The sequence below is a fragment of the Lederbergia sp. NSJ-179 genome, assembly GCF_022867885.1.
In the GTDB taxonomy this organism is placed as follows: domain Bacteria; phylum Bacillota; class Bacilli; order Bacillales; family Bacillaceae_C; genus Lederbergia.
Genome location: NZ_JALIFP010000002.1, coordinates 168,237 through 186,850, shown reverse-complemented (window position 1 = coordinate 186,850; position 18,614 = coordinate 168,237). Strand labels below are relative to the sequence as shown.

General features: G+C 40.5%; 16 protein-coding genes. 1 reads left to right on the top strand and 15 read right to left on the bottom strand.

Annotation, left to right across the window (positions count from 1 at the left end; translation table 11 throughout):
- The 8 genes from rph to MUB24_RS02850 all read right to left on the bottom strand — a co-directional run bounded on the left by rph (position 1) and on the right by MUB24_RS02850 (position 8,128).
- Positions 1-756: a ribonuclease PH gene (rph, locus tag MUB24_RS02885; RefSeq protein ID WP_244700984.1), complete on the bottom strand. Its 756-nt coding sequence runs from the start codon at positions 754-756 to the stop codon at positions 1-3.
- Positions 757-859: 103 nt separating this feature from the next.
- Positions 860-1,927: a GerMN domain-containing protein gene (locus MUB24_RS02880; protein ID WP_244700982.1), complete on the bottom strand. Its 1,068-nt coding sequence runs from the start codon at positions 1,925-1,927 to the stop codon at positions 860-862.
- 153 nt (positions 1,928-2,080) lie between these two features.
- Positions 2,081-2,902 (bottom strand): glutamate racemase, encoded by an 822-nt coding sequence (gene racE / locus MUB24_RS02875; protein ID WP_244700980.1) that lies wholly within the window; start codon positions 2,900-2,902, stop codon positions 2,081-2,083.
- Between the two features lie 117 nt (positions 2,903-3,019).
- Positions 3,020-3,472, bottom strand: coding sequence for a MarR family winged helix-turn-helix transcriptional regulator (locus MUB24_RS02870; RefSeq protein ID WP_244701153.1), 453 nt, complete (start codon positions 3,470-3,472; stop codon positions 3,020-3,022).
- 447 nt (positions 3,473-3,919) lie between these two features.
- The gene (locus tag MUB24_RS02865) at positions 3,920-4,903 is read right to left on the bottom strand and encodes a hydroxyacid dehydrogenase (protein ID WP_244700978.1); all 984 of its coding nucleotides are present in this window, start codon (positions 4,901-4,903) and stop codon (positions 3,920-3,922) included.
- Between the two features lie 66 nt (positions 4,904-4,969).
- Positions 4,970-5,791: a sugar phosphate isomerase/epimerase family protein gene (locus tag MUB24_RS02860; protein ID WP_244700976.1), complete on the bottom strand. Its 822-nt coding sequence runs from the start codon at positions 5,789-5,791 to the stop codon at positions 4,970-4,972.
- Positions 5,792-5,801: 10 nt separating this feature from the next.
- Entirely contained in the window at positions 5,802-6,962 is a 1,161-nt protein-coding gene (locus MUB24_RS02855) for a dihydrodipicolinate synthase family protein (protein ID WP_244700974.1), read from the bottom strand.
- Positions 6,963-6,976: 14 nt separating this feature from the next.
- Positions 6,977-8,128 carry a Gfo/Idh/MocA family protein gene (locus MUB24_RS02850; RefSeq protein ID WP_244700972.1) on the bottom strand — a complete coding sequence of 384 codons (1,152 nt, stop codon included), beginning with the start codon at positions 8,126-8,128 and terminating at the stop codon, positions 6,977-6,979.
- A gap of 164 nt (positions 8,129-8,292) precedes the next feature.
- Here MUB24_RS02850 and MUB24_RS02845 point away from each other — a divergent pair, with 164 nt between their 5' ends.
- On the top strand, positions 8,293-9,147 hold the full coding sequence (locus MUB24_RS02845) for a helix-turn-helix transcriptional regulator (RefSeq protein WP_244700970.1): 855 nt from the start codon (positions 8,293-8,295) through the stop codon (positions 9,145-9,147).
- A 182-nt stretch (positions 9,148-9,329) separates the two neighbouring features.
- Here the strand turns inward: MUB24_RS02845 and MUB24_RS02840 are convergent, their stop codons facing one another.
- The 7 genes from MUB24_RS02840 to MUB24_RS02810 form a co-directional block, all read right to left on the bottom strand.
- Positions 9,330-11,795 (bottom strand): beta-mannosidase, encoded by a 2,466-nt coding sequence (locus tag MUB24_RS02840; RefSeq protein WP_244700968.1) that lies wholly within the window; start codon positions 11,793-11,795, stop codon positions 9,330-9,332.
- Positions 11,796-11,874: 79 nt separating this feature from the next.
- The gene (locus MUB24_RS02835) at positions 11,875-12,531 is read right to left on the bottom strand and encodes a glycoside hydrolase domain-containing protein (protein WP_244701151.1); all 657 of its coding nucleotides are present in this window, start codon (positions 12,529-12,531) and stop codon (positions 11,875-11,877) included.
- Entirely contained in the window at positions 12,479-13,030 is a 552-nt protein-coding gene (locus tag MUB24_RS02830; protein WP_244700967.1) for a hypothetical protein, read from the bottom strand. Before MUB24_RS02830 ends, MUB24_RS02835 begins: the two co-directional genes overlap by 53 nt.
- An 85-nt stretch (positions 13,031-13,115) precedes the next feature.
- Positions 13,116-14,135: an SGNH/GDSL hydrolase family protein gene (locus MUB24_RS02825; RefSeq protein WP_244700965.1), complete on the bottom strand. Its 1,020-nt coding sequence runs from the start codon at positions 14,133-14,135 to the stop codon at positions 13,116-13,118.
- A gap of 71 nt (positions 14,136-14,206) precedes the next feature.
- Complete coding sequence (locus MUB24_RS02820) at positions 14,207-15,172, bottom strand: DUF1861 family protein (RefSeq protein WP_244700963.1); 966 nt, start codon at positions 15,170-15,172, stop codon at positions 14,207-14,209.
- Positions 15,173-15,187: 15 nt separating this feature from the next.
- Positions 15,188-15,850: an SGNH/GDSL hydrolase family protein gene (locus tag MUB24_RS02815; protein WP_244700960.1), complete on the bottom strand. Its 663-nt coding sequence runs from the start codon at positions 15,848-15,850 to the stop codon at positions 15,188-15,190.
- An 83-nt stretch (positions 15,851-15,933) separates the two neighbouring features.
- Entirely contained in the window at positions 15,934-18,435 is a 2,502-nt protein-coding gene (locus MUB24_RS02810; RefSeq protein ID WP_244700957.1) for a glycoside hydrolase family 38 C-terminal domain-containing protein, read from the bottom strand.
- Positions 18,436-18,614: the final 179 nt, after the last annotated feature.

The following is an 18,614-nucleotide window of genomic DNA, read 5'->3' as shown; positions in this document are numbered from 1 at the left end:
TCATTGTTTTTTCACCACTTGATCAATCATAGTTGCGACTTCTCCAAGAGCTGTTCGTTGAAGTTCCATTAGCTCCTTAATACCCTTTGAAGCAGCTTCAATCATTTCTTGAAGCTGCATAGGAGAAAATGTTGCCTCCTCCCCTGTTCCTTGTAATTCAACAAATTCACCATTTCCAAGCATGACAATATTCATATCCACTTTGGCTTGGCTGTCTTCTTGATAATCCAAGTCTAAGATCACCTCATCAGAATGACTTATTCCAACGCTTGTAGCGGCGAGAAAGTTTTGAAGTGGGAATTTGGGCCATTTTTTCTCCATAGAGATTTTGTGAAGAGCCATCGCGACTGCAACAAAGGCACCGGTTATCGAAGCTGTTCTTGTCCCACCATCTGCTTGAATCACATCACAATCAACCCAGATCGTTCTTTCACCAATCGTTTCTAAATCAACAACAGAACGTAAGGAACGTCCAATCAATCGTTGAATTTCCATTGTTCTTCCTGATACCTTTCCTTTAGAAGATTCACGAATGTTTCTTGTTTCCGTTGCACGGGGTAACATCGCGTATTCGGCGGTAATCCAACCCTTACCTGTTCCTCTAAGAAAAGGGGGAACCCGTTCCTCAATACTTGCTGCACAAATAACCTTTGTATTTCCAACTGTTATTAAGACAGATCCTTCAGGGTGTTTTAAATAGTGATTTTCAATATGTACGTTTCTTAATTCTAATAATCCTCGATCATCAGAGCGCAAACGACGATTCCTCCTTATAAACACTGATTTCTAATGAAAATAATACAAGAGGCGGCATCCTGCCAGCCCCTTAATTATTATATAGTATATCAAATTTCGCCATTTAAAAACTAGCTGTATTTACTTTTTCTGGTCGAGTGACTGGAGCGGTTAAGGATTCTCCATCTTCATTCACGATTTCACTATTTCCATCCACCGAAATGGAAACACTTTTGATATCCTTTTGCTCTGTTAAAGAAAGGACAATAGAGCGCAGGGTTGTATCTGAAATCATTTTACTGTCACTATTTTCGAGAATCGATTCATTGAAATTAAGAACCACATTGCCATCCTCTATTTTCGGTTCATCCATTAATTTCACATCATTGAATAATGCAGTGGATAACGTCGTTTGCAAACCTGGACCATCTACTAATTGTTTAATTACAGCAGCCACATCATTTGTTTCTGTATTGGAAACCCGCTTTGTCACAGGTACATAATACGGTTCATCTTCTGCCTGTGATAAATAATAGACCGTAACAGGTCGAGTATTCGTTATATCTGCCACATTAGCCATATCTGTATTGATTCCGTCTGCACGAGTAAGCCCTTCCTCACTAATCGGTGTTTTCCCAACAGGCATCTCGGTAAGTGGATGTCCATTCACCCTTAATTCGACTGAATCCACCGAATCAAATTGGGTCAGGGTCCAAGTAACGGATTGTAGAATACTCTTTTCATCTGCTTCTTGATAATCAGAAAATTCTTCTGAAAAATCAACAACAGCTACTCCATCCTTTATATCCACATCAACCTCAGTTCCTGCTGGGATAACGGTTCTAAACCCATTGGGAATTTTTTCCGAAATAGGCCCATCTGTTACTAAATAGGAAAGCACCTGTTTCGCTACACTTTTTGTTTTGGGAAGTGGGATCGATTGAGCAACCACATACCCATTTTTGTCTACTAAGTAAAGATCTCTCATTTCCATATCCGCTGTTTCTTCTGCTGTTTCATCCGCTGTTGTTTCGGAAGAATTTTCTACTTCTTCCCCTTCTTTCGTATGTGTAATTTCGCCTGGTGGATCTACACTCTCTTTATCTTTGCCGAAAAGACCACAGCCAGTTAAGACCATACTTGCTGTAAGAACTCCAGCCAACGTAAAGGCCAATTTTGCCTTTTTTGACATTTCGTACCCCTCCTAAGACAGTTTGTACTTCATGTATACGAGCTATCTTTCAGGAATAGACCGGCTTGTCAAAATTTTTCAAGAGAAAAAAATAATATGGACTTCAGACAGATGGCTAAACACAGCAAACAACAGCTCCACAAGAGCTGTTGGTCATCTTTTTACCATATATTCATGATCCTTAAGACGGGCAAATTCGATCTGTAAATTATTAGATTGCAACCAATCTGAAGCAATTCGATTAAAAATGGCTTTTGAACCTGTGGTAAAAAAACGATGTTCCGGTGTCTCAGTAGAAGGGTTAAGCCAACCATGAAAATCAAGGATCGTGCTCACTTCTTGAGCTGTTTCTTCTCCTGAGCTGATGACCTTCACTTGAGGCCCCATTTCCGCTTGGATTAACGGGCCAAGTAAAGGATAGTGAGTACAGCCAAGCACTAACGTATCAATCCCGCTCCCTTTAAGCGGGATCAAAGTCTCGGCAACAACCTTTTTCGCAACATAACTATGATATTCAGAACTCTCCACAAGTGGAACAAATTTCGGGCAAGCCAATTGGACGATTTGCGTTTTCTGATTAATCATTTTCAATTCATGAACATACGCTTTACTATTAATTGTCCCAATTGTTCCTAAAATGCCGATTCGGCCATTTTCAGTTACCTTTAAAGCAGCCCGTGCCCCTGGAGCAATTACACCAATAACTGGTATGCTCAGCACATCACGAAGTTCATCTAATACAACGGCTGTCGCTGTATTACAAGCAATGACAAGCATTTTAATCTGCTGTTTCATTAAAAACCCAGCCATTTGTAGGGTGAATTTTCTGACCTCCTCCTTTGGCCTAGGTCCATATGGACAACGGGCTGTATCACCAACATAATAGATGACCTCATTGGGCATCTGTCTCATAATTTCCTTCGCAACGGTTAAACCGCCGACACCTGAATCAATTACACCTATTGCTTGTTCCAACTTTCCCGCCTCTTGTCTATCTAGTCGCTAAGATGAAAGGCCATAAGACTCCCTTGAAAGGACAAAAGGCCGCTCAAGAGTGTATCGCCAGACACTCCCTAAACAACTATTGCTTTTCTATTTTTCACTCATATCCTGATGCAACCGAGATAAATGTTTTTTCAATTTCACCACATCATCTTCTGAAAAATCGGTTAGCACTTCTTGCAAATATTCTCGTCGCTTTTGCACAACCTCTTCAATTATTTTTTCACCTTTTTCCAATAAATGAATTCTCACAACGCGACGATCTTTCGGATCTCTTACCCTTATAACCAACTCTTTTTTTTCCATTCTATCAATTAAATCGGTCGTTGTACTACATGCTAAAAACATTTTATTCGATAATTCTCCAATGGTCAGATCCCCTTTTTCCACCAACCATTGCAACGCCACAAATTGCGGCGGGGTAATAGAATAATCTTTTAAAATAACGCGGCCTTTTTGCTTAATAATCCAAGAGATATAACGGAGATCCCTTTCCAACTCCGCAATCATCCCTTCATCATGCCGCAGGAGTTCACGATCCATCCTCACACGAAACAACTCCCTCTACCCTTTTATCCCGAATTAACTGGCAGTAAGCCCCCCACTACAAGAATTTGAGGGGAAACAAGAATTGTAGGTGGGGGATCAACTGCCAGTAAATCCCCGATTCGTTTAACTAACATTCAGTGGGGGAAATAGAGGAACGACGACTAAGACACGTCCACATGTTTTCGTCTGCATGACCTGCATCCTGCTGTCCTAAACCCCACTGAATGAAGTTTCACTTTATTGCATTGTCTCTTTTTTTTAGAAGAATATCAAGATTTTTTTTAACTTAGTGCTAACACACGTCGAATTTTGTCGAATGATTTCTCTTTTTTACTACAAAAAAGAATGGCCCATAAGTCGGCATTTACTTACGAGTCATTCCTTTATAGAGATTTACCCTAGGCTATGTGTTCCATTGATTTAATTATCCCCTGTCTCCCTTTACGCCATTGTTTTTGATTTTTCCTCTGTAATTTCCCATTTCAATTCTTCACCATTGAGATAACGTTTTAATTCTTCTAACATATATGCTCCCATCCGCTGACATTCCTTTGACATAGAACCGCCAATATGCGGGGTAAGGATCACATTATCCATTTCATAAAGCGGTGACCCTTCTACAGGAGGTTCAGGGTAGGTCACATCTAAAATGGCATAAAGATCAGAACGCTTCTTTAGTACCTCTATCATCTCATTTTCTCGAACGATGGCCCCCCGGGACGTGTTAATAAAAGTGGCATTTTCTTTCATGGAAGCGAAATGTTGTCCCGTAATCAATCCCGCTGTTTCTTTTAGCCATGGTGTATGCAAAGAGACCACATCAGCCCGCCTGAAAAGTTCTTCTAAACTACATTGTTCCACATTTAGTTGTTCAGCCTCTTTTTGAGATACATATGGATCATAAGCAATCAGGTGAAGATCAAATTGATTTAGTTTTTCACACATCTTTTTCCCGATCATTCCTAATGAAACAAGCCCAACAGTTGAGCCATACCCTCCTGGCACTTCCGTTTTTTTACCATATCTTTTCATTTTCTTCGTTTGCAAGACATAATGCCAGCCGCGTTTTAGTGAAAAAAGAATTTGGGAGAGTGCATACTCTACAACGGGAACTGCATTTGCTGCATAGGCACTTGTTATCTTTATATCTCGCTTCCAAAATTCATCCGTTACCATGTATTTAATCGTTCCAGCGCCATAAAAGATCGCTTTTAAATTGGGAGCGGCTGATAGAAATTTCTCATCTAAAAGCGGACCGCCCCAGCCTGAAAAAATGACATCCGCCTTTTCTAGAAGCGACAGATTTTCTCGGATCGTCTCCCTTGTTTGTGGTGGGGCATAAATATGGACATAGTTCTTTATCTCTTCATATGTACTGCCGTAGATGAGATCAACATCATCTAAAATAAATATTCCCTGTAGCATTTTATCCTCTTCCTCTCCTCATAGGAAATAGGGAGAAAGGGATTTTTCCCCTCATTCCCAAAACCTTTACACATATTGCAAATATCGTTCTTTCATTAAAGCCAACACATCGTCACCTGGCATATCCCAAATTTTTTGATTAAAAATTTCCACTTCAATCGGACCTGTATACCCAGCCTTTTCTACCGCTAATCGAATCGGACGAAGATCAATCACACCGTCTCCCATCATCCCTCGTCCCATTAATAAATCAGGAGTTGGAACAAGCCAATCAGAAACATGATAACCTAGAATTCTACCTTGCGCCCGTGAAATTTGTTGAAATAGGGCAGGATCCCACCATACATGGAACACATCGACAATAACCCCAACTTCATCTGGTGAATATTTTTCAGCTAGATCGTTTGCATGGGCCAAAGAAACAATCACAGATCTTTCCCCAGCATACATCGGATGAAGAGGTTCAATGCCTAACTTCACACCCCGCTCCTTTGCATAAGGGACAAGTTGTTCAATCCCATCAGCAACCATTTCACGTGCAGCTATTAAATCTTTGTCAGGAGCAGGACCACAGACTAAAACTAACACATCCGTTCCCAATTCTGCTGCCTCATCCACCGCACGTCGGTTATCATCGATTCTCTTTTGACGCTCAAGCTTCGTTGCTGCCGGAAACATTCCTCCCCGGCAAATACTCGAAACCTTAACCCCAGCGTCACGAATGATTCTTTTACCCTCTTTCAAGCCGATTTCTTCAATTTTATGACGCCATAAGGCAATCCAGGGGACGTCAGCACGTACACAGACTTCAACGGCCTCCTGTAAACTCAATCGGTCTGTTGTAATTTGATTTAAGCTTAATTTTTCGATAGTTTGTAAAGAACTCATAGTTTTCCTCCTAAACGATTCCGGCCAATTCTGTTACGAGTTTCATTCGTTTCACAGCAAGTTCAGGATCTGAAAGCAAACCAGCCTGATCAGCTAACACAAAAAGTTCAGATAAGTGAATCAATGATCTGGATCCCTCAGCTCCACCAATCATTCGGAAATGGGATTGATGCCCATTTAAATAAGCCATAAACACAATACCTGTTTTATAGGCATAAGTCGGCGCCTGGAAAATATGGCGAGATAAAGGGACCGTTTTTTCTAAAAGTTGATGATAGGTTTGTAAGTCTCCTTCATCCAAAGCATGTAAAGCAGCAGAAGCAGCAGGGGCAATCGCATCAAAAATACCTAATAATGCGTCACTATAACCGAATTCATCCCCTTGAATAAGACGGGCATAATTAAAATCATCCCCCGTATACATCCTTACTCCATCGGGAAGCTGGCGTCTCATCTTTATTTCCTTTTCCTCATCTAATAAAGAAATTTTAATGCCATCTATCTTTTCCGCGTTTTCTTTGATAATCCCTAAAACGACATCCATCGCTTGATCCAAATCCGAATGGCCCCAATAACCAGCCAAAGCAGGATCAAACATATCCCCAAGCCAATGTAAAATGACTGGTTTGGAAACTCGTTTTAAAATATGATCATAAACTCGTTTATAATCTTCAGGACCTTTTGCCGCAGTGGCAAGAGCACGGCTTGCCATCAATATAATTTGGCCCCCGGCTCTTTCCACAAATTCACATTGTTCTTCATAAGCATGGATACAGTCTTCCACTGTCACTTCTTTCCCGGGCAATAAATGATCCGTCCCCGCTCCACAGGCGATGCGTCCATGAACGGCATTTGCTTCAGCCACCGACCTTAAAATAAGCTCTTTTGCCATTTCCCAGTTTAGTCCCATACCTCTTTGAGCTGTGTCCATTGCTTCAGCTACACCTAATCCCAATGACCAAAGATGACGTCGATAGGCCAATGTACCCTCCCAATCAATTTGAGCATGATGGAGTGGATCTGTATTAGCCAATGGATCACAGACAACATGCGCTGCAGAAAAGGCGACCCTGCTTTGAAACGGTTTATTTGGAATATCGAAGGACGTATCCAAATGAGGTTTATACGTGTATAAAGATCGATCGGCTGTTGGTAATTGCAATGAAACCATCTATCTTTCCTCCCTTAAATCGTCAGTTCTGGAACTTCAATCCAGCGTCGTTCTTCCGAGGATTTTAGACCAAGATCCGATAATTGTGTTCCTTTCGCTCCCTCTAATAAATCCCATGGGAATACTTCATCCACCACAACATGTTTCAAAAATTGCTCCCATTGAATTTTAAAAGCATTTTCGAATTCTTGATTATCTGGCACTTCCACCCATTGTTCAGTAAAATGAAATGGATTTTCAATATCTGGGTTCCATACTGGTTTTGGCGTATTGGCACGATGTTGTGTCTTACAATCTCGTAATCCAGCAACCGCACTTCCTTCTGTCCCGTCCACTTGGATGGTTAGTAAATCATCACGATTTACTCTTACGGCCCAAGAAGAATTGACTTGTGCAATGATGCCCCCTTCAAGTTCAAAGGTCGCATAGGCAGCATCATCCGCCGTACATTCGTATTCCTTTCCTTCTTCATCGATTCTTTTTGGGATATGTGTTGTCGCATAAGCAGATACGGCTGTTACATTTCCAAACAAATTATCGAGGACATAGCGCCAATGGGCAAACATATCAACAACCATTCCACCGCCATCTTCTTTTCGATAGTTCCAAGATGGGCGCTGAGCTTCTTGCCAATCTCCTTCAAATACCCAATAACCAAATTCCATGCGCACAGATAAAATTTTTCCGAAAAACCCTGAATCAATTAATCTTTTCAATTTCAGCAAGCCTGGTAAAAATAGCTTATCTTGAACAACCCCATTTTTGACGCCCGCTTCTTTCGCAAGCTTTGCCAATTCGAGTGATCCCTCTAAGCTGGTCGCTGTTGGCTTCTCACAATAAATATGCTTCCCTGCTGCAATCGCCTTTTTTATACTATCCGCACGACGGACCGTTGTCTGTGCATCGAAATAGATTGTATCTTCTTTATTAGCAAGACAAGCATCAAGATCCGTACTCCAACAACGATTGATCGCATATTTTTCAGCAAGCGCTTTTAATTTTTCTTCATTACGGCCAACCAAAATTGGATCAGGCATAATGGTATCACCATTTGGTAATTGGACGCCACCTTGCTCCCTAATCGCTACAATCGAACGAATTAAATGTTGATTCGTTCCCATCCTTCCCGTTACTCCGTTCATAATGATTCCAATATTATGCTGCATAGATATCCCTTCCTTTTCCTGTCATACATTTATTTTAGCCATTTCTGCTCTATCATTCTTACGAAAATAGGAAACCCATTCTTAAAATCGGAACCGTTTTCCTAAGAAAATATGATAAAATAAAGATATGTGTAAACTTTTTTGTTAGGCAAGGAGAGAAAAGGATGAGTTTGAAGAAGATGCAGTTGCCTGAATGGGGAGCATATCTTTATGAGAGCAGACATAAAGCAGGAGACAGAGTAAACATCCACCACCATGATAATCACCAAATTCTTTATGCCATTGAAGGAGAAGGAATCATCTTTATTGATCATCAGGAGTATAAAATTGCGCAGGATCAAGGGGCTTTCCTAGCGCCTTTCTCACCGCATTCCATTTACTCTCAAACAAGCTTAACTTTACTTGTTCTGGCCTTTGATATTGATTCTTTAGACCGTTTTGGGAACGATGAGCTTCAACGTAACTTCTTTCATTCATCTCGGTTTTTCAATCCCGATCTAATTGCAAGCAGTGAATTAAGACAACAATTAAGAAAAATGATTTACGAACAATCGAGCAAAGATTCATTATCTGGATGGGCTTTGAAAATCCATCTATTACATATTTTACTAACCCTTATGCGATTTATAGAAAGGTCAAGGATTTTAGATAAAAATAGCTTACGAACCGAGACTATCAAAAATTATATCGATACACATTACTATGAACCGATCACTGCTAACGATATTGCAGACAAATTAGGTATTAGTACCCGTTATGTCAATACGATTTTTAAAGAAACATATCAAAAAACACCGATGCAATATTTAATGGAAATACGCATGGAAAGGGCCAAAAAGTTATTGACCGAAACAGATAAAGAAATCATCACCATTTGTTTTGAAGTTGGCTATGAGGCTTTGTCAACCTTTTACCGAACTTTTAAAAACGCGACAAATATGTCACCAAAGCAATATCGTGATTTGGAGCAGAAAAATAAAGAACGAAGGGGCATGTTCAATAACAAAGATTGGAGATAGAAGAAAAAACCTTTTATAGAAAGAGTGAAAGTAGAAATTCTGACTTTCACTCTTTCTATAAATCTGAGTTTGAAGAAATGCTCTTTACACTTAGAACAGCCCTGCATTTATTTACTCGTTTTTATTTCATTGACTATTGAACATCCCAAAATGGTTTATCCATTTATATCTATTGAAAACTATCATTCAAAAGTATCAAATAAGCTTCTCACTTTCAGTTGTTTCTTTAACTCCTCCAATGTCAGTGGAGATGAGAGATTTTCTTTCTTGATTGCTACTTTTTTCTCTGCTCCTGCCGTTAAATCAAAGATATTATCACTGAAGATAGCATCATTATTTGTTAAATCGAGCTCTACAAATTTAGCAAAAGAATTGCAGCTTACTTCAATGGTGAAAGCATCCTCTGACTCATAGATTTCAGTCATGATCTCTGGATCTTGAAAATCAAAATGTTTTGCTTTCACAAATAAAGTCGTTCCCTCACTGATCACACGACCATCAACTTCAAGTTGATAGGAAAAATAAACTGATTGCTTATTATTTTTATCGATGACATCAGCAAAATCTAGCTCTATCATTTTTTTAGTAGAGAGCTGTTCTACTGACACGGCTAATGCATCCTCTTTCAATACCTCTGCATTACGTTTTAAAAGCTTCCATGAAAGTTTTCCATCGACCTTGTGAAGCGTGTCATTGGAAACATGCAGTTCTATCTTCGTACCCTCTTCGCAAGCGGAAGCCAGAATCGGCGAATAAAACCTTCTGGCCATATATTGAGTTGCTTTCCAACGATTGAAATAATCCATACTTGCCCAAGAAGCTACCGGCCAACAGTCATTCAACTGCCAAATAAGTGCTCCCAGGCATCTTCCACGATTTCTTCTCCAATGCTCAACACCATAGCGCATTCCTTCCGCTTGGACCAACTGTGAGGCATACAACAGGGAATCAAAGTTTTTGGGATATTTAAAATTATCTCCCACATAGTGCAGGATTTTTTCGTTTCCTGTTCCGTCCTTTTGGTGTGATTCCATTACTCTTGAGAAAATATTGCGATCCTCTGGCAATGTAAAGGTTTCTATTGTTTTAAGGCTCGGAAAGGATTGAATACCAAATTCGGAATTGAATCTTGGATAAATTTTTCGATATTCAGTTAAAGGCTTTCTACCGTGCCACACATCCCAATAATGCATATCACCAAAATTTTCATTATCCGGATCATTAAAGAAACCGGTAGAAGAAGGTGAGGATACCCAGTAAGAGGTATTCGGATCCAAAGACTTAGTTAACTCTGGTAAAAACACCTCAAAATGCTTCAGATAATCAGCCTGCATCTTAGAACCATAACGCTTTCCCCATCCCCAATTAGCCCATAGAATTTCCATTTCATTATTGCCGCACCACAGACCCAAGCAAGCATGGTTGCGGATTCTCTTCACATTATCTATTGTTTCTTGCTTGATATTTTCCTTGAACGCATCATTAAATTCATAGGCCTTACAAGCATACAGATGATCCTGCCAGACGATTAGTCCATATTCATCACATAGATCAAAAAAGTAATCATCCGGATAATAGCCTCCGCCCCAAACACGAATCATATTATAATTTGCTTTCGCACAGCTCTCGATTAATTTCTTCGTTTTGTCATAATGACGTCTACCAATCACACTATCTTCTGGTATGTAATCTGCTCCCATAGAAAAGATACTTTTTCCATTCACTTCAAACCCAAAGCTCTGACCCCACTGATCCTTCTCTTGCTTTAAGGTAATGGTGCGCAATCCAATTCTACATGAATGGACATCCAGGACCTGCTCATCATGGAGTAACTCAACTTTAACCTGGTACAGATATTGCTTTCCAAGATTATTAGGCCACCATAGCTTTGGGTTATTTATTTCCATATTTACAAGCTCTTCAATGTTTTCAGTATTTATTCTCTTTTGAAACTGTTCTTCATCCGGGGCAACTACGGTTACAAGTATTCCGAGCCTAGTCTCACACCATTTTTGCACTCCTACTCTGACATCGAGATGAACCTTATTGTCAAGATGTGTCTGGGAAATGTAAACATCATCTATTCTAGCCTCATCATATCCAACGATAGATATCTTCCGCCATATTCCCATATCACCAAGCTTCGGCCCCCAATCCCAGCCAAACATGCAAAGCGCTTTTCGCAAATGTGTTATGCCGGGCTTATCATCCGGAATTTCTTCGTTAAATAATTCCCTATCCTTCTCTTCAATAAAATTAGTAGCTGATTTAATGAGAATATAGATGTGATTTTCACCAATAACTAGACTTTCTTTTATATCCACTTCATAGGTTCTATGCATATTTTCCCCATTTAGTACGCAACTCCCATTAACAAACACGTCACATAAAGTATCAAGCCCTTCACAACGAAGAATTGCCTTATCACGCTGGAGTGATTCTTCATTTAAAACAAAGCTTCTCTTATATTCATAATCATATTTCGAGAGCTCAAAAGCCTCATATTCGTTATCGCGGAAAAAAGGATCTGCCATTTTTCGGGCATCGAGTAAATCTTTAAACACGGATCCAGGCACAGTAGCCTCGATCCATTCACTTTCGTCTTTTCTTTTCATTTCCCATTTGCCACTCAAATCTAAAAGTTGCATTAGAAAATTCTCCTCGCTCTGTAAATTAAACCATTCATCATCTTATACCTCGTAATTTTCTATACTGTAGGTAAACCAGTCATCCTTTTCTGCAGGACATGAGGTCATTGTAAGAAATCGAAGAGCCCTCCATACTGTTATGATCAATCACGATATCACCAGCTTGTGTATGAAGAATTGCCTTACCTACTAGTGGTTTATTTCTTATATACTCAGGTTTTCCAGGACATACCGATAAGCTGCCATTATCTTCATCCCCGGGATATCCGTCTACTCCACTAGAAAATCCTTCCTTCGCAATCTTCGCAACCCAATAATCGGTTTTATCCTGAACACCCGCCATCGCATACAACCAAGGTAAATGGAAGCTTGGCTGATTGGAAATCGCACATTGGCCAAAATCAGCATGGGCCATTTCGGTCATTTCATGGATTTCATGGTTATAGGCACCAACATCGTAGATCGGCGGACTATGAAACAATTCATCTAGTTTCTTTTCAAATTCTTTTTTTCCGCCATATAACTCCATTAACCCGTCAATATCATGGTAGACTCCAAACGAATTTTGCCATGGCCCTCCTTCACAATACTCACCACCCCAAGAAAAGGGATTAAATTCAGCCGCCATCTTTCCTTGGGTATCCTTGCCTCGCATAAATCCACTTTCAGGATCAAATAGATTTTTATAATTCTTGGATGACTGGTAATATCGCGTTGCTACTTCCTCTTTTGGCAGTCGTATAACCCTTTATCAGCCCTTTTTGTGGATCGATCTCACATGTAAAGCCATCCTTCACAGGAAATAATCCTAGGCGTGGTTGCGCTTCTGAGAGAAAGTTCAAACGAATGCATGCCCCTCTAGTGGTCGGAGTCAATTCCAGCTTCGTTTGATATCGTAAAAAATCGATGCTCATGTAATCTGGCTGCAAAATACTCGCTTCTGGCTTATAACCCGACCATCTTTCTTCAACATTGATAAACGGCTTTCCGCTTTGCGGCATGATGACAATATTTCCATAATCACGAATCCACGGACTTGGTTGATGAGTGAGGCGAACCCCTTCAATGCCGCGGTCATCTGGATCATAAAACCAGCCCTCTTGTTCACTGCTTGTTTGCGGAGAAAAACCCGCCATCGCCCAAGGACGTTGTGTAAAAGGCACCGTGTTCCCGTTTGAATATCTACGGTTGGATTTCGTGCCCATCTTACTATTGACATAATCGATTAAACTCATTGTTTCCACCCCTGCAAGCATTTATATTATTAAAAATACGCGCTAACTGATTCTCGCTCCCTATTTCTGTAACAATGATCAACTGTTAATAAGCGGTTACTTTGACCGGTCTTTCTAATAATGACCATCCTGTTTTCGTGGAAATAAATTGGGCAAGCTCTGTCCCCATCCGGTAATGTGTCTGTACACTAGGATGAAAACCTCCTCCCCAACCTTCCACTTCTGGATGAATCAATCCTAAATCCACGCAGAATACTTTGTCATTGCCTTGTTCATTGAAATAGGAAACAACTTTTTGCACACTGGCTAAGTAGTTGTTATTCATTGTCCCCACACAGCAGAAGACATGCGCATTTGAATATTGTTTCAGGATCGTTTCAATATAATCGATATAGGTCGCAATATATTTTTCATCATCAATCGGAGTAGAATAATCATTCTGGCCAAGATTGATGATCACCCCATCTGCTTGGTATTTTGAAAAATCCCAAGGCGGTGTTCCCTGTCCTAATGTGTCATGAAAATGAGCCGGTAACCCATTGATATTGCCCATCGCATCCTGTAAAACTCCAATCCCCGAAATAGCTAGCGTATGGTATTCAGCGTTTAACAGCCTTGCGCTAATGCCAACATATGACATATACCCGTCATCTAAATGCGGGGCATCGGTTAGTTCATGGGGATGTCCATTGCCGCAGCCGTTTGTAATCGAATCGCCGTGGTATTCCAATTTAAGTGTTTTTGGTTCAGGAGGAGAGAAAAACTCTCCGCCTTTTGGAAGGGAGAAATTGAGATACTTGATGCGCCCGTATAATATTTCAGTCCGTTTATGAATTTCAAGTGTATGAATCTGTTGATCATCTAGACCTTGTTCAACCACATATTCATGCGTCCCTTTTTTTAATTGAATCCAATTACGGGCGATCCCATCTAGTACAATTTCAACATAATCCGTTCCCGTTGAATCCTCTGCCACCATCCGAATTTCACTGCCCTTAAATCGTAAAAACACCGCACTATTCACCCAGCCGCATTCGGGTTTAGCGGAATCAGTTTGATCAAACCTGCCCATAAAACGAACATGTTGTTGGAAATTGAAAACCATGTCCTCACTTCTTTCTGTTTTCATTTCTCGGGAAATGATCTTGTGATGTCACATCCACTGAAGCAAATTCCCTATTCTATCGTTCTTTCGACGATTTCTCCAAACCCGGCAAAAGGATAATCAATCGTAACTCTGCCTTCTTCCGTATCACTGAGTCCACTATAAAGATCCACTTTCCCATCTTCTCGCATCACAATCCCAGAAGTAAAAGCACAATCAACTAAATGAGACTTTTTCGCTGGACCTTCTGGATAACAGGAACGGGTCGCGACTATTTTCTCATCGAGCACTTGCTGAGTGGTTGGATCAAAGACAAAAGCAACATTCATGTAAACTGTTTGCATGTCTCCATTATCCTGATGATCGTTATAGCATTTATGAGCAAGCACACCGATGTAACCGCTTGATAATAAATAACATTGGTTACAGCCGCCCCATTCATCATCATCAAATAATCTTGGGATAATTGAGGCGTTTTCAATCACTTCAGCATTTAATTCCTCTAAATGATCGATCGTTGCAAACCCGATGACAGATTCACTGCCATATTTTTTCCGTATTTCCTCATTTCGAGGTCGCGAAAAAACACCGATTTGATTATTCTCTAATTGAACAAGACGAATATCTTTCATATAGTCAGGACCGGTTGTAAAATAATATAAATCATCTAGTTTATGACCGCGATAGAAATATCCATAAAATGTATCTAGTTTTCCTTGACTGTAGCGAACATGGGTCCCGCCTAAAACGAGTTCACCATGAATAATCGAGATATAAGGATCCTCTAACTGATAAATCGTCGAATCGTTTACAATCGTCCACTCATCTTGCCCAGTTTGTTCAAAGAGACGCACCCAAGATCTAGCCCATTCCGTTCTTCTTTCCACTCTACCAAAAAGATAGGTTTTTCCTTGATAGGAAAAGGGAATCGATGTATTGTAAACATCGTATCCATCTACCCCATGAAAAGTCAGTATACTCTGTTCATAGATCATCTTTGTCGCTTCAAACTGATTTCTCTTGTCTGCTAAACTCATCATATCCCACCTTTTTTATCCGTTGTTTCTTGACCAATCATAGCCAATCGCATTTAAAAATGCGCGTGCAATCATCATATGTCCAGTAATATTTGGATGAACACGATCCGCTGCGAATTCACCTGAATAATAGTACGCTAGCATTTTATTAAACTCTGCTTGAATATCAATAAAGATAGCATCTTCTTGTTCGGCAATACGTTTAACGGCTGCTCCATATTCGTCCATTTTCTTTCTCATCGCGTCATCGGCATTTGACTCAATCAAAAACGGTGTCATTAAAACAAGCCCTTTTAAACTTGGTTTTGCCTGTTCAACTAGCTCCAATAATGTCTGTTCATATTCTGTTAAACTGATATGTGATTCGGTAATTTTCGGCTCATCAAAATGACGCCATACATCGTTGATTCCAATCATAATAGAAAGCCAATCCGGTTTTAAATCGATTACATCCGTTTGCCATCGTTGTTTTAAATCTCGTACCGTATTCCCACTGATTCCCATATTAATGCAGCGAATAGCTAATTCTGGATACGATAATTGCAATAAGGCATCGACTAAGGCAACATAGCCTTTTCCAATCCCTTGAAAAATCCCTTCCCCATACGGATGTCGACGTTCACAATCCGTGATTGAATCACCAATTATCACTAGTTTACTCCCTTTTTCTAACTTCACCGTGTTCACCTCTACTATTTTTTGTTATTTTTTATTTATAGGAGGAGGCAGCTAGTGAAGCTGCACCCTCTACAAACCATCGTTTATTTCAATTGGCACAAGCGAATCGTTACCAGGCCAAAACCATTCAATGTGACCTCGCCGCAACCGCCAGCTTCGCTTTGTGGTTCGATTGGGAAATCCTCTTTATAAACACCATCAAGTTCTACTTTTTCTGCTTTTTCGATCACGGCGTTGACAAATAATGTAGCCGTCTTACGTTCAGATCCAGTATTAAACAAACGAACAAGGACATCATCACCATCTCGTAGCAGGGTTGTCACTTCAATCGCTGGATCACTCACTTGCAGCAAGGAGTACGATTGATCCTTCACTGGAGCGTAGACTGGAATCAGTGGTTCTGCCCAACGTGTATAATGTTGTGGGATGCCCGCTTGATCCCAACGTTCACGATGTGGCACGATCGAATAGTTGATTTCCTTTTGTCCCTCAAGTGGTCGTTTGCCCCACCAAAATCCCCCTTCCCAACCCCAACCTAATGTAAGTGCTAAAGGCTCATCTTGGGCATGGGAATAGCCAGTCGTGTGATCAGAGAAAATAGCCAATCCATAATCTTGTTGCTCATCATACAAATCAAGCCAATCGAGCAGGATCGTATGCTTGATTTCATCCCAACGAGTAAAATGGGTATCTTGATGGCGACTTTCTGTTACATCAAAAGCTGAATGTTTATACAGTTTCGTTGAGTTCAAAGCGGCTGGAAATAACGCTCTTAATTTATATTGATCATTATGATGGGATTTGCGCCGTTCTGTCGTTCTATTTGCTGGTTCAATATCCCACGGATCCCCGATCCATGTCTTCTCTTTGTAATTAAACTGAACATGAAAATCTATATTCGGCTGATCTTTGATCACAGTAATCGCTGTAATCACATCAACATTGGCTAGTTTACCTTTCATCTCAACAGTGGCACGAACAGGGCCATTTTCCTTAACATTTATTTCTACAGGTGATTCCGTACTGCTTCCCCATCGTTCTTCGGTAATAAAATAACCTGTATATTCATTAAATCCTGAACCTATCTGGTTAACAAGCTCCTTGTCAGCCAGCTTGTCATAAAGTTTCGTGATCACACCGCCACGCTTTGGATCCAATGCGATTTCATAGCGATCTGTTACGATCTGAACAGCGTTTTCATCCACTTGAATCATTTGATTTTCGCTAGAAATCGGCTCTTGCTGTGGCGTAATCGTGAATGAACGGCACCCTATCGCCGGAATCTTCGCTTCAAACAATATTTTACCAGCATTAACCGTTTTATCTTCATGATAAGTTCTGGTAGGGACTATTTGACTAGTAATCTCTTCTCCTTGTTGATCTGTCACACGAACGGACTCTGTCCCCACTGGTGTGGGGATTTCGATCTCAACGATGTCATAACGATCAACAGCCGCTAAATTAAATACTTGTATGGAAGCATTAGCTGTCGGAGTATCCATGCGAAACACAGCCATTGCTTGCTCAATAATCTCGTTAGCCATTGTTTCTGCATGAAAACTTTGCACACCAGCTTGCCAGGCCCAATTGCGCCTTCCTTCTCCGGTCGTTGCACAAATCCACGCATCGTGATGTTGTGATAAAAGCAACTCGTCCCATGCTTTCTGAAACGATTCATATGGATAATCGAAGCCACGCACAATGCTGGCAAACGTAGCAATTTTTTCCGCCTGTAAAATCTTGTTTTCGGCTGCGCGCACTTCTCGCGACATTTGTTGGAGTACCCCTTCACCCCAAGGGAGCGTACATCTGATATCTTCTTGTGAAAAATGCCATGGATGTTTAGGTTGATCGGCAATTTCTTCAAAATACTCGCGCCATGTGACATATTCGACATCTTTACCAGCCATTCTTGGGTTTGCAGGCCAACCCAAATCTTGTAAAAAACTGCCAATCGGATGAGTAATGCCACTCGCAAAACTGCGATTGATAAATTCCTCTTCCATATGAGCCGCTTCTGTCTCCCAACAATTTAATAGTTCCTCGCATTCATATCGAGGGACACAAGGAATCGAGGAACCATCGGGGCCAACCCAGAGCACCATTTCATATGGATTTCCGGAAGCATATCCTCCCCATGCCGTTCCAGGGTTCTTAAGAACAGCCCGCTTATAACCAAGTGAAAGGAGAATCTGAGGGAAAGAACTGCTCCAACAAGGCTCTTGTGTAGCATATGTATCGACGACAGCCTCTGGGAAATGTTCTTTAATGATTTCCTTCCCCCGAATTAAATGGCGGATATTACTTTCCCCATTGATCACCCACCCAAAAGGCTGTGCATAACTTCCTGCAAGCATCTCTACTCTTGCCTGGCTGCGATTATCCTTTAGGTAAGTTTGCAGCGCTCGATAAGATTTTGGATCTGTTCTTTTTAAAACATCCCAAGAAATAGGTTCAATGTCCAACCCAATTTTCCAATCAGGGTATTGATCCATTTTACTCAGAACATCCGCCCATGACCCTAATGGCATATGACCTTTAATCCCACCATGGTAACCATCGACAAAATAGGCTTTTTTTGTCATATTTATATTCACCTTCCTTTTATTCATTAAGTGATGTAAATCCTGTATTCTTTTATTTGAGAATTTTAATGGCATTTAGATTAAACTCGTGAGTACCTTACAAACATCATACATCTTTACTGCGTTCTAAGGGTTATTGTTGTTTGCCACTTTATAGAATCATTAGGTGAATCACATAA